Raw genomic sequence first — 12,039 nt, forward strand, 5'->3', positions numbered from 1 at the left:
GCTTTTTACCCAATAGTGAGAACATCTCATAAAAAAGCAGAATCGACAGCTTGACGAAAAGATTTGAACAGAGGTACATTATTTCTGGCTCGGTTTTTTATAGTAAACCAATAATGCTCAATTTTATTAAAATCTGGAGAATAAGGAGGAAGATACAGAATCTCTGCACCAATACCTTTGGCAAATTCACTTGTTTTCTTGGATTTATGAAAAGTTGCATTATCCAAAATCACTGTTTGCTCAGACTGTAATATTGGTACCAAAAATTGCTCGAATCAGCCATTAAAAACCTCTGTATCACAATACCCTTCAAAGGTCATAGGTGCAAAGATTTTTCCCTTACTTAAAGCTGCAATCATGCTGAGTTTTCTTACCTGATTTTAGTGTATGAAACCTTTCTCCCTTTCTGCAATATCCGTATATTCTGTATTCTCTATACCAGATTCATCAATATATCAAATTTTTAGGGGACTCTGCCGATATGACTTTCAAAAATTCAGCACGTTTTTCTTCATTTCTTTCTTTATATCAATAAGTCTTTTTTTGCGTTTAAATCCACTTTTTTTAGAGCTGTATGAATCGTTTGATGACTATATATTGCCTCAGCACCTCTGATTGTGTTTTACCGCCGTGTTTTTTTATAAATTCTGCAAACGCATTCCAATCGGTGATTTTATGATTATAGCCTCTACTTCTCAGTTTCTTCGATTCCTGTTTCTTTCCGCCTTTTCTCCCATTTGTACAATGTTACTCTACCGATTTTGAACCTCTTTGCTACTGCTGTTTTACTCTCTCCTTCATCTAACGCCTGAATGGCTTTTTTCCTTAAGTCATAACTGTACGCTGCTGGCACTTTTACCTTCTTATTACCCTAAATCTCTATTTTATTCTGTTGCCACTATTATTAGAAGGGCTATAATTCAGTAAAATTTAAGAATTTTAATAGTTTAGCAGCATGAAACACGCAATAAACTGCCACTTTTAAATTTGATCAGACTTAATTAAAAAAGACAAGATTTTCAATAATTTGCCAAAATCTAATCCAGAATGGCTTTGTTGCATAGCACTGATAGGCATGTAAATCACAATGAACTTACGCAGCTAATTTAAATTTAGCCATACCAATATCAGTAAATTTGTTCAGTAAGTAGCACTTAATTAACAGCTCTTTTTCACGATTTACCTCTGATTTATTTTTCAAGCCAAACCCAAATATTTGCTTCAACCTATAGAAAAAGACTTCAATATAAGACCGTGCTCCATACTTAACTTTTTTCTTCCATTCATTAATACCATCTTCATAATTCTCATATGACCTAATTCTACTAATATACTTGTTTCTTTCTGATAAGTAGTCAGCTAAACAAATTTTAGTATCCTTCCTAGGGCGAATAATAGGCACAATATTGTATTTTCTGCATTCTTTATACACACTTTTTATATCATAAGCCGCATCTGCTCGAATAGAACAAATGTTATATTTATCACTGACTTCTTCTAACATATCGCAGACCGGCAAATAGTCTACAGCAACACCACTAGTGTAGTTCATGCTTATTGCTTTCTTATCATTTATGTTTAAAATAACATGTAATTTTCTTACTTGACCATAACCACTGTATTTTCTTTTTCGAATATTAAGCTTACTATGCCCACCGTTATTATTGTAGATACTAACTCTAGTGCTATCTACGGCAATTTCAACATTTTCCAGATCATCTTTATTGCTTCTATGGTCATCAATCTTCAAATTAAGCTTTTTAAATCTTCTGGAAGCTTGTGTATAGCTGATAATCTTAAGTTTTTTGCCTATTTGTACCATATAACCTTTTACAAAACCTACAGCTTGTCTCAAGCCAATTCTAAAAAGATGAACTATTATGTGTATTAAAATTACAACTTTATCACTATAAGTGTTATTGCCACCTGCAACTTTTGGACTATTTTCATACCAATTTTCTATGGCTTGATTAACAAAATGAAAAACATTTCCTCTTTTTTTTAGAAACTCATTATATTCTCTTTGGTTACTTACTCTCATTTTTTGTGGCATAAGTTATACTTGTTTGAAAAATGCCTATTTTACAACAAAATGCGTTAGTAACCATAAGCTTTTCTCCTTACAATAACCTCAACCAACACTAGCTATGCAACAAAGCCATCCAGAATTCGGGTTGAAAACATGGCAAAAATTAGATGAAACTGCTTTACAACATAGTATAAGCTTACAATGGGTAATATGTATAATTAGAAAGCAAGCTATAGGAAGAAAACTAAAATACAGAAATCAGAGACACCAAAAAAGAGATATAAATTTTAGACAAAGTAAGTCATGAAGGGTATATTTTACTTTCAATCAAAGCTTCTATGGCAATAATTCTTTTAGATACAAAAACAATAAACCGTATAGCAGCGGGTGAAGTAATCGAAAGGCCAGCAAGTGTAGTAAAGGAATTAGTAGAAAATGCAATAGATGCTGGAAGTTCAAAAATAGAGATCAAAATAGAAAGTGGTGGGCGCAATCTTATAACTGTGACAGATAATGGAAATGGAATAGAAAAGGAAGATTTGGAACTTGCGTTTATGCGCCACGCTACTTCAAAATTAAGCGATAGTGAGTTAATAGAAATCAAGCACCTTGGGTTTAGAGGAGAAGCTTTGCCTTCAATTGCAGCAGTAAGTAGAATGAACTTATCGTCTAAGGCAAGTGGAGCAAAGGAAGCATGGTCTATAAGGTATGAAGGAGGAGAAAAAGTAGGAGAAGTTATCCCTTGTTCTCTATTGGAAGGTACATATATTGAAGTTCGTGACTTATTTTTTGCGACTCCAAATAGACTAAAATTTCTAAAAACCGAAAGGGCAGAAACACAAAGTATTGTTGATATTGTGAATAACTTAGCGATGATTAATTATAGTATTGGGTTTACTCTCACTTCCGGTAATAAAAAGCTCTTAAAATATGTTAAGCAAACTTCATTATTTAACAGATTATGTGAAGTAGAAGAAGAATTTCAGAGCAATTCGTTGGAAGTTAAAGAGGAAGAAGAAGGCATCAAACTTAAGGGACACATCTGTAAACCTAATGTCAATCGTAGCAACTCAACTCAGATTTATACGTTTGTTAATGGGAGGCCAATAAAAGACAATCTACTTGTTGGTGCAATTAGATATGCGTATCACGATTTTATTCCAGACAATAGGTATCCTTTTGCAGTGTTGCATTTAGAAGTACCATATGACCAAGTAGATGTAAATGTGCATCCAAATAAATCGGAAGTAAGATTTCAAAATAAGAGGTTAATATATGAAATAGTGAGAAGAGGGCTAATAAAAGCGTTGTCAATGAGAATAGGTACCTCTTCAGTGAGTGATATTGATGGATCTAGGTGTCAAGGTATTGGAGAAGAACTGGGTGGTTCGCCTCTTGATGTTAGTGAAAGTCAAAGGAATAATGAGCGTGTTAATAATGGAAAAAGCAGAGAAGTAAAGGGTCAAAAAGAATTTTACGAAAGGAGGCCAAATCTTTTAGAAAATCGTCTAATGAAAGAATTCAATGCACCAGATGAAAGAAGGCAAAGCTTACCAGAAACGTTTAAATATGGAGAATCTCCACCCCAAAAGGGAACGATGGTTTTAGAAAGGAAGCAAATTGATTTAATAGCGGATCATCCTCTAGGATATGCACGCTGTCAGGTCTACAATACTTACATTATTGCTGAGGCTAAAGGCAAATTAATTATAGTAGACCAGCACGCAGCTCATGAGAGGTTGATCTATGAGTGCTTAAAACAAAAATCAAGCATAAAAAGGCAAAAGCTTCTTCTTCCTGAAATAGTCGAGATTAAAAACCAAGCAGGAATGGAGATGGTTGAAATGTATAAAGATAAGCTTTTCGAAATGGGTTTTGGTATTGAAATAGAATCAGAAGATAAAGTAAGGGTGAAAGAAATACCTGCAATTTTAGGAACAATAAATGTGAAAGAGATGGTGATGAATATAGTTGATAGATTAATGGAGATAGGAGATACGCTACCTATAGAAGAAAAAGTGAACAAGATACTAGCTACCATTGCGTGCCATGGGTCAATTAGAGCTGGAAGGGAAATGAAGTTGGAGGAGATGAATGAGTTGATGAGACAAATGGAGGAAACACCTTATGCTGGGCAATGCAATCACGGAAGACCAACGTATATAGAAATGAAACTAAGTGATATAGAAAAATTGTTTGAAAGGAGATGAGTTCAGTTTGTCAAAAAGGTTGCCAATTAAGTATACGTAACAGCTCTTCTGGTTATGGAGTATAAAATGTGAAAAAAGAGAATAAATGCTCTAATTTTTTAGATTACAAAGTAATAGGACAGGAAGTAAGAAATCGTAGATTAGCAAAGGGATATACTCAAAAAGATTTAGCAAAAAAAATCGGAACAACATATCAGGTAATACTGCAATATGAAAAAGGAACACGCAGAATTTCAATTAAGAAGTTATATGAATTAGCAGAAGCATTATCAACAACTGCTAGAGATCTAGCTTGCGGACAAGAAGTATCAAATGAGGAAAGGTATGAGGAAGAAGAGATATTAAATCTAGTAAGAAGACATAAAGAGATTAAGGACCAAGAATTACGTGAAACGTTTTATTTATTAACTAAATTCATCCGTATTAGTGAGGAAGAAAGTGGAAAGGCAGTAAAAGTAGAGGTGGCAAAGGGTTTAGTTAAGGAAGGAGTTTCTGCTCATGTTATCTCTCAAACGACCAGTTTATCTATTGATGAATATGATAATGATGAGAAAAAAATTTCTATTCCGTATAAAGTAGGTCAAAGAATAAAAGAATGGAGGTTGAGAAGAGGATACACTCAAGAAGATTTAGCAAGTAAAGTAGGCATAATAAATCAAAGAATATATGAATATGAACAAGGACGAGCTGCTGTTTCACTTGAAATGTTAGATGAAATAGCAAAGGTACTATTAATTAATATTACAGGTCTGCTTCCAGAAACAAGAGAAAATGAGAATAGTGAAGCAGAGCTATCAAGGTTAATAGAAGAATACAAAAAGATTAAAAGCCAAGAACTACGTAATGTACTAATAAAATCTCTGTTTGAAAGCATACAAGTTTGCAAAGAGAAAGTGAAGAGAGTAGAAAAGATGAAAATTGCAAAGAATTTAGTTAAGGAAGGAATTTCTATCAATATTATTTTAAAAACAGTGGGCATCTCTTTAGACGAAATTCAACAAATTTAAAATAAAAAAATCAGTATCTATTAATATCTTTACTTTTTGATGAAAAAATAAGTAAAAAAGATTGAAAAATTGATTTGACTTCACTCAAAAGCTATGGCCTTATGCCAATGCTGACAAAAAACAGCAGTAAATATATAAAAACATTTTGTTATTAGTGAAGGGTAATTTTTATGAATAATAAGAAAAGTAGTAAGGATCGTAGAGAAGAAATAGAATTCAGAGCATTAGAAAGCAACGGTAAAGCTCTACTTGATCGTGAAGTAATAGAAACGTTTCTAAGTGCAGTGCATGACAGGGAAGAAGCTCGAATTATTGCTAGAAAGCTAATAGATAGTTTTGGAATAGGAGGAGTTTTAGGCCAGGAAATAGATGATTTGAAAACTGTAGAAGGGATAACTGACTCTACAGTAGCAGTAATTTTATGCCTAAAGGAAGCTGCAAAAAGAGTACCAAGAGAAGAGTTAAAAAAAGGACCTGTAATGGATAACTTGGAAACCATCGTAAAATATTTAAGGGTGAGTATTGGTTATTCAGAGGAGGAAAAGATGAAAATAATATATTTTGATCAAAAGTGCCGTTTAAAGGGGGAAGAAGTGTTTACTGGTACAGTGGATAAGGTACCTTTTTACATAAGAGAAGTAACAAGAAAAGCATTAATAAGAAAAGCGACGTCAATAATAATATCGCATAACCACCCAGAAGGAAGGTTAAAGCCATCTGATGAGGATGAAGCTGTAACTAAAGACTTGGCTAAAGCTTGTCAGACTATAGGGATTAGGTTGCTGGATCACATTATCATCACAAGTGTTGGGTATTTTAGCTTTAAAGAGCAAGGACTGTTATAAAGCAGATGTTTGAAGATTTTCATGAGTTGTTTAACTACTTGAATGAAGAAAGCATTTGCAAATGCATTAATCATTGCTTATAATTAATGAGAAAGTATATATTGAATTAATTATAAAGTAATAAAGTCAGTTGTAGACTTAGTAAAGTATATTTAATAGCGGAGGCTAATATGAGTAATAAAATAATTGTACCTTTTGATGATCAAGAAGGAGGTACTTACGAGTTAAACATTGATCTTGATAGATTATCAAAAGGTGAGGTGTTAAATGCTATTGTAGGAATTGGTCGTACTAAGGAGCAATCCACCTTTGTAAGCAAAATTAATAAGGCTAAAAAGCCTGAAGAAATAGCACCTTTCCCTGGTAGAGAAGTTCGCGAAAACAAAATCAACTATGGGAAAGGATTTGACTATGTTTATGGCACAAAACCTGTAAGTGATCAAGAAGATAAAAATCCATTTGCTTCAGCTTTGAAAAAAATAAAGCCGAGTGCAGAAACTTTGAGCTGGTTAAAAAGTGAAGTGGTAGAGGCAAAGAATGTAAATGAATTGCACAAAGTTATAGACAAAGTACTAGCCTCAGGAGCAAGAATAAATGCATGTGATGACGGGGAATGGAGTTTTGCAGCAGTTGTGTTAAAAGTCAATAGAAAAATTGATGTAGCTGTGAATAAGTACTTAAAATTTGTGTGGGCGTACTTATTCACAGCTATGCTATTGCTATATAGAAGCAGTTTTAGGGCTATACTCCTCAGTAAACAGTCTACCGTCTCTTACTAAAGAGTTAGCAAGGATAAGTAATTTTCTCATTGCAGCAGTAGAGGTAACTTTATATGGTTTTTTATATTGATTGTATAGCCTATCAAAGAAGATTTTTATATAAGAATTGTACCTTTGCGCACTAAGAATGCACATATGTAAAACCTTTCTAATTTGTGATCTACCACCCTGAATACACCTTTTTCCCTTACTAAAACCACTATCTCGATTAAAAGGTGCAACTCCGGAAAGGCTGGATATTTCTTTATGTTGGAGAGTTCCAAGCTCGGGTAGATAACAAATAAAAGTAATAGCTGTTATTGCACCTACACCAGGTATACTAGTTATTGACATGTACTTTTTTTTAAGCTCTTGATTTTTATCGACTAATTCCATTACCTCATCTTCTAAGACTTGAATTTGATTTTGTAAAACTGCAAGTAGCTCTTCCATTTGTTTGATTATAGATAAATCGGTTACTTGATGAGCTTGGGTTTTTTGTATTTTTGCTATTTCTACTAGTTGATTCCTGCGAGATAATTTTTGCTTCAAACAGTCAATACTACTAACTTTTAAAGGAGTGACACGCATGTCTGTATTACTAACATAACGTGAGATGATGCTACAGTCTATTTTATCAGTTTTAGTAGCAATACCAAGGCTTTTTGCATAATCTCTCACCCATCTTGGTTGAATGACATATACTTCAAAACCATGGCTTAATAAAGTATAAGCACATAATTTTTCGTACCCACCAGTTGCTTCAAGTCGAACTTTGGTTACGTTATGTAAACGCAAAAAGTCGATTATTTGATCAATAGCTTGAACGTTATTTTCAAATACTTTATGATGTCCAAGTGGATGAATATGGATATCTAGTTTATTTTTGCTAATATCAATGCCAGTAATAATATTTGATAAATTCATAATCCCTCCATAAATAATGTGTATACTGCATTTTCCACCCTTATATACGAGCCTAAAAGCTCAACCAGTTGTTCGGAACTTTCAGTATAATAAACCAGAGAGGAGAACCTTGCTGCAAAACGGTCCTTATGACCAAGAGTATGTACGGTTCCTCCTCTCTGCGTGTCTTTATACCGCCATTTCGTGACATTTATAAAGACTTGTTTTTAACATATAAGAGTATGTAGTATTAGGTACACATTTTCATAAATTTGATAAGGTTGATCGTAAAAAGCTAATACGTAAATTAATGCTAAGCGGTGCAGAGTTTCATGATACTTTATTGGAGAATAAATTGATAGGTGAAATCTATAATGAGCTACAGCCAGAAGTTCAGCCACAGATAGATGAGAGACTAGAAGAACTAGAGAAAGCTGGAGAAAGTGCTCTTCAAGAAGGAGAATTAATAGATATTGAGATAGACAATACAACATCGTATATAGAGTTCTCTGAAAATAGTAAGATAGAAGTAGCCAAAATACTGAGAGAGTTAGGAAGTAATATTTTAAAAATTGGCAATGATGCAGTTGAGGTTAAAAGTGAGAAGGGAGGTATAAGAAACTATATCGATATGTCAGATGAAAGCTCTATTATATTAGAATTTCCTACAAGCATTGGTCAGCTAAATATTATATTGTACCACGATGTAAAAAAATATGATTAAGTACAAGTGAGAGTAGAAAACAAAGAAATGTGGGCTGAGTTACAAAAAAGAGGCGAAGAAATAGGAAAAAACTGCCTTTTTGGAGGAGTGAAACTTCAAGAAGCAGTAGAGAAAGGTAATTTCACTAGATGTGGCATATGGAGTGAAAAGTATGCTATAAAAGAGGTTAGCAATAATGAAGTATTGTCTCCGTGGGTAAATAGAATACGTGAAGGTAGTAAAGAAACCTTTAGAGAACTTTAATGCGTCTACAGGCAACTTTAAGGTTCCAGAGGTTTTTTCTTGCCGTTATATCTGGAGCCTTTGAGCTATAGTAGAAGATATTATATGTATGGTTCTTTGTATGGAAAAAAATCTAGACTGTGAAGTAGGGCAAAAAGTGAAAAGTTGGAGGTTAGAGAGAGGGTATACTCAAAAGGATTTAGCGGAGAAGGTTGGTGTAAAGTACTGGGCAATACTGCAATATGAAAAAGGGAGTCGTAAAATTCCAATTAAGAAGTTATATGCCATAGCAGAAGCATTATCAGTGAATGTTAAAGGTCTAGTTTGTGGAGAGACACTACCAAATGAAAAAAGATATTTTGAAGATGAAGAAATATTAAATTTAGTAAAGGGGTATAAGGATGAAGAATTAAGCGAGGTATTTTATTTATTAACCAAATTTATTCGTTTGAGCGAGGAAAGAAGCAGAAAAGCGGTAAAAATAGAAGTAGCAAGGGGTTTGATGAAAGTAGGAGTTTCTGCTCATGTTATCTCTCGAACAACTAACTTATCTATTGGTGAGTATGAGGAGAACAAAATTCCGGTTCCATACAAAGTAGGGCAAAGGATAAAAGAGTGGAGATTGATACGAGGATATACACAAAAAGATTTAGCGAATAAAGTTGGTATAACAAATCAAGGAATATACGAGTATGAACAAGGGCGAGCTGCTGTCTCACTTGAAATGTTAGATGAAATAGCAAAGGTATTATCAATCAGTATCATAGATCTACTTCCCGAATCAGATGAGGATAGTGAAGCGGAAGAAAAGCTATCAAACTTGATAGAAGAATACAAAAAGATTGAGAGTCGGGAATTACGCGATATGCTAATCAAGTCTTTATTTGAAGGTATACATGTTTGTAGAGAAAAGGTCAGAGAGGAAAAGAAGATTGAAGTTGCAAGGAATTTAGTGAAAGAAGGAATTTCTGTTGATATTATCTTGCAAACGACAGGCTTATCAAATTATATGATTGAGAAATTTTTGTGATTTCATAAAAACTTAGCCAATAGTGGATTTTTTTGTGATAGAATATATGTTTGCTTCTGTAGGAAAAACAGCTTTTAGAGGATTTATCTATTATAATTCAGAGCATATTGGCTCAGTAAGCTACGAGCTAGGGAAAAAAATAGAAGGTTGTAGGATAGTACAAGGATATACTCAGGTAAAATTAGCAAGCAAAATTGGTTTAACACATAAGGAAATACATAACTTTGAACTAGGGTGCAAGGCTATTACAATCAAAGAATCGTATATAATAGCAAGAGCATTGTCAGTCAATGTTGTAGATCTACTTCCAGGACCAACAGTACTAAGAGAAAACGGTTGGTACGAAGATGAGGATAAAGAAATAGTCTATCTAACAAAAATACATGGAGAAATTAAGGATCAGGAATTACGAAAGAAACTGTATCCATTAGTAAGATTTGTATATATTAGCGAAAAAATTAGTCAAGAAGAAGCGAAAATAGAAGTAGCAAAGAATCTAGTGAAAGAAGGAGTTTCAGTTGATATTATTTCCCAAGTGACTCGCTTATCTACTTACGAATATGATGATATAGAGGAAGAAATTTGTACTGATTCTATACTCTACAAAGTGGGGAAAAGGATAAAAGAGCAGAGATTAATACGGGAATACACTCAGGAGGACTTGGCAAATAAAATCGGTTCAACACCTAAAGAAATACACGACTATGAACGAGGATATACAGACATTCCAATTGAAATATTATATAAGATAGCAAAGACATTATCAGTTAACATTAAAGCTCTTGGACTAACAGAATATGAAAATGAGCCAGTTTTGCGGTTTGAAGGTAAATGCGAAAAAATTGAGGATCAAGAATTACTGGATACAGTAGCTAGATCTTTATCTGAAGGAATGCAAACTGGTAAAGAAAAGGTTAAAAAAGCAGAGAAAATCAAGATTGCAAAAGATCTAGTTAAGGAAGGTGTTGCTATTGATATTATTGTGCGAGCAAGTGGCCTAACTGCTGATGAGTGTGAAAATTGAATTGTGTTAAACAATATATTAAGATATAACTAAAGTTAGTTAATGATTTAACCAGCAGAATTTGCTAACCAACTTTTTTGGCTCAGTTGAATTTTGCTTGGTATAAATTAAGATATGAAATCGCAAAGTTTATCTATTAATTTCTGGTTGTCCTCTATCATTGCATTTGCCTCTTGCTGAAGAGATTTGATATTTTTGAGTGTAATATTGTCCATCTCAGTCGATGCTACTTTCAATTGCGATTGTATTCTTATATATTTATCGTCTATTACTTGTTCTAGTTGATAATCAACGCAATCCAATCCAGAGGCAAACATCACATTCAGTAGTGGCTTGATCCACCCTATTTTGCCAAATTTCCTTGAGTTAGCATACTTTATACTTCTATCTGTTCCACCAGTGCCTATTGATAGCAGTATAATCTCATCATTTGGAAATAACCTCTTACCACTTGCATATGCACAAGCCGCTGGATTATTTGCAAACACTCCACCATCTATCAATACTCTCTCTGTTTGGCTAATTTTCAGACGTTTTGGTGTGAAGTACGTTGGAGCAGCTGTTGTAGCTCTGAGTGCATCTTTCAACTTAATGTTTTTTTCTTCCCAACTTTTGAAGAAAAATTCACAACTATTGTGAATGTCATAACTGGTGAGTAGTAGATTACTCGCAACATCGGCCATAGTACTTTCACCAAAGTATTTGTTGAGAATAAATTCCATATTTCTATATGAGTACTGAGAACCACTCAGCCAAGAAGCAATTGATTTTCTCCAAAATGATGATTGAAAGATATATGCTCCATACTCTTGGTAAAGTTCAACCAAATCATTGGCAGAGTATTGAAGTTTATTGCTTTTACAAAGTCCAGCAACAATAATCCCACCGGTTGAGGTTCCTGCCATTAAATCAAAAATCTGGGAAATTGGCTTTTTTGTCCTAGATTCAATTTCTGCTAGAATAATGGCAGGTATTATCCCTCTAATGCCACCTCCATCTACAGATAAAATGTACTTTGTCACTGTAAAATTTATTTGTGTTTGTGAATAGCTTCAAGTTCGTTGACTTCTTCAGTGAGGTTTTTCACTCTCTCTTCAAGTCGATAGACTATTTCGATTAGTCCTTGGTTTTTTTCTATAAATTTATCATGGATGTGTACACGTAAGTCAAGTTTTGCCAACCACCATATGAATCCTACAGTCTGTAGAACTATTGTTATTATTACCGCTATTGGGATTTTTTGCTTTTTCATGTGAAAATATTAACTTGTTATGGATAGTTTTG

10 protein-coding genes and 3 pseudogenes are annotated in these 12,039 nt (G+C 33.7%); 8 read left to right on the plus strand and 5 right to left on the minus strand.

Features of this window, described 5'->3' with window-relative positions:
- Positions 1 to 26 precede the first annotated feature (26 nt).
- Positions 27 to 853: pseudogene (locus OPR58_RS10940) on the minus strand (IS630 family transposase).
- Between the two features lie 240 nt (positions 854 to 1,093).
- Positions 1,094 to 2,053, minus strand: a complete 960-nt coding sequence (locus OPR58_RS10945; RefSeq protein WP_265022212.1) for an IS5 family transposase — start codon at positions 2,051 to 2,053, stop codon at positions 1,094 to 1,096.
- A gap of 94 nt (positions 2,054 to 2,147) precedes the next feature.
- Here OPR58_RS10945 and OPR58_RS10950 point away from each other — a divergent pair, with 94 nt between their 5' ends.
- The 5 genes and pseudogenes from OPR58_RS10950 to OPR58_RS10970 all read left to right on the plus strand — a co-directional run.
- Positions 2,148 to 2,336 (plus strand): hypothetical protein, encoded by a 189-nt coding sequence (locus tag OPR58_RS10950; RefSeq protein WP_265022698.1) that lies wholly within the window; start codon positions 2,148 to 2,150, stop codon positions 2,334 to 2,336.
- A 31-nt stretch (positions 2,337 to 2,367) separates the two neighbouring features.
- The gene (gene mutL, locus OPR58_RS10955; RefSeq protein ID WP_265022699.1) at positions 2,368 to 4,239 is read left to right on the plus strand and encodes a DNA mismatch repair endonuclease MutL; all 1,872 of its coding nucleotides are present in this window, start codon (positions 2,368 to 2,370) and stop codon (positions 4,237 to 4,239) included.
- Between the two features lie 68 nt (positions 4,240 to 4,307).
- Positions 4,308 to 5,246: a WO male-killing family protein Wmk gene (wmk, locus tag OPR58_RS10960; protein WP_265022700.1), complete on the plus strand. Its 939-nt coding sequence runs from the start codon at positions 4,308 to 4,310 to the stop codon at positions 5,244 to 5,246.
- Positions 5,247 to 5,416: 170 nt separating this feature from the next.
- Entirely contained in the window at positions 5,417 to 6,091 is a 675-nt protein-coding gene (locus OPR58_RS10965; RefSeq protein WP_264953762.1) for a JAB domain-containing protein, read from the plus strand.
- Between the two features lie 170 nt (positions 6,092 to 6,261).
- Positions 6,262 to 6,729: pseudogene (locus tag OPR58_RS10970) on the plus strand (hypothetical protein); the annotation flags it as partial.
- An 81-nt stretch (positions 6,730 to 6,810) separates the two neighbouring features.
- On the opposite strand, the gene OPR58_RS10975 reads toward OPR58_RS10970, so the two are convergent.
- Positions 6,811 to 7,776: an IS110 family RNA-guided transposase gene (locus OPR58_RS10975; protein WP_265022277.1), complete on the minus strand. Its 966-nt coding sequence runs from the start codon at positions 7,774 to 7,776 to the stop codon at positions 6,811 to 6,813.
- A gap of 217 nt (positions 7,777 to 7,993) precedes the next feature.
- Between OPR58_RS10975 and OPR58_RS10980 the strand changes: the two are divergent.
- The 3 genes and pseudogenes from OPR58_RS10980 to wmk (OPR58_RS10990) form a co-directional block, all read left to right on the plus strand.
- A pseudogene (locus tag OPR58_RS10980) lies at positions 7,994 to 8,722 on the plus strand (hypothetical protein); the annotation flags it as partial.
- Positions 8,723 to 8,822: 100 nt separating this feature from the next.
- Positions 8,823 to 9,731, plus strand: coding sequence for a WO male-killing family protein Wmk (gene wmk / locus OPR58_RS10985; protein WP_265022701.1), 909 nt, complete (start codon positions 8,823 to 8,825; stop codon positions 9,729 to 9,731).
- Positions 9,732 to 9,777: 46 nt separating this feature from the next.
- On the plus strand, positions 9,778 to 10,755 hold the full coding sequence (wmk, locus tag OPR58_RS10990; RefSeq protein ID WP_265023201.1) for a WO male-killing family protein Wmk: 978 nt from the start codon (positions 9,778 to 9,780) through the stop codon (positions 10,753 to 10,755).
- 107 nt (positions 10,756 to 10,862) lie between these two features.
- On the opposite strand, the gene OPR58_RS10995 is transcribed toward wmk (OPR58_RS10990), so the two are convergent.
- Together OPR58_RS10995 and OPR58_RS11000 are read right to left on the minus strand one after the other, a co-directional pair.
- A complete protein-coding gene (locus OPR58_RS10995; protein WP_265022702.1) occupies positions 10,863 to 11,777 on the minus strand; it encodes a patatin-like phospholipase family protein in 915 nt (304 codons plus the stop codon).
- Positions 11,778 to 11,785: 8 nt separating this feature from the next.
- A complete protein-coding gene (locus OPR58_RS11000) occupies positions 11,786 to 12,007 on the minus strand; it encodes a hypothetical protein (RefSeq protein ID WP_015589022.1) in 222 nt (73 codons plus the stop codon).
- Between the last annotated feature and the right edge of the window lie 32 nt (positions 12,008 to 12,039).

This window comes from Wolbachia endosymbiont (group B) of Ischnura elegans, from assembly GCF_947251585.1.
In the GTDB taxonomy this organism is placed as follows: Bacteria; Pseudomonadota; Alphaproteobacteria; order Rickettsiales; family Anaplasmataceae; genus Wolbachia.

Excerpts from the sequence above, each read along its gene's own strand:
- OPR58_RS10945 (WP_265022212.1), bottom strand. The coding sequence starts at position 2,053 with ATGCCACAAAAAATGAGAGTAAGTAACCAAAGAGAATATAATGAGTTT.
- OPR58_RS11000 (WP_015589022.1), bottom strand. The coding sequence starts at position 12,007 with ATGAAAAAGCAAAAAATCCCAATAGCGGTAATAATAACAATAGTTCTA.
- wmk (WP_265023201.1), top strand. The coding sequence starts at position 9,778 with ATGTTTGCTTCTGTAGGAAAAACAGCTTTTAGAGGATTTATCTATTAT.
- OPR58_RS10975 (WP_265022277.1), bottom strand. The coding sequence starts at position 7,776 with ATGAATTTATCAAATATTATTACTGGCATTGATATTAGCAAAAATAAA.
- wmk (WP_265022701.1), top strand. The coding sequence starts at position 8,823 with ATGGAAAAAAATCTAGACTGTGAAGTAGGGCAAAAAGTGAAAAGTTGG.
- mutL (WP_265022699.1), top strand. The coding sequence starts at position 2,368 with ATGGCAATAATTCTTTTAGATACAAAAACAATAAACCGTATAGCAGCG.
- OPR58_RS10950 (WP_265022698.1), top strand. The coding sequence starts at position 2,148 with ATGCAACAAAGCCATCCAGAATTCGGGTTGAAAACATGGCAAAAATTA.
- OPR58_RS10965 (WP_264953762.1), top strand. The coding sequence starts at position 5,417 with ATGAATAATAAGAAAAGTAGTAAGGATCGTAGAGAAGAAATAGAATTC.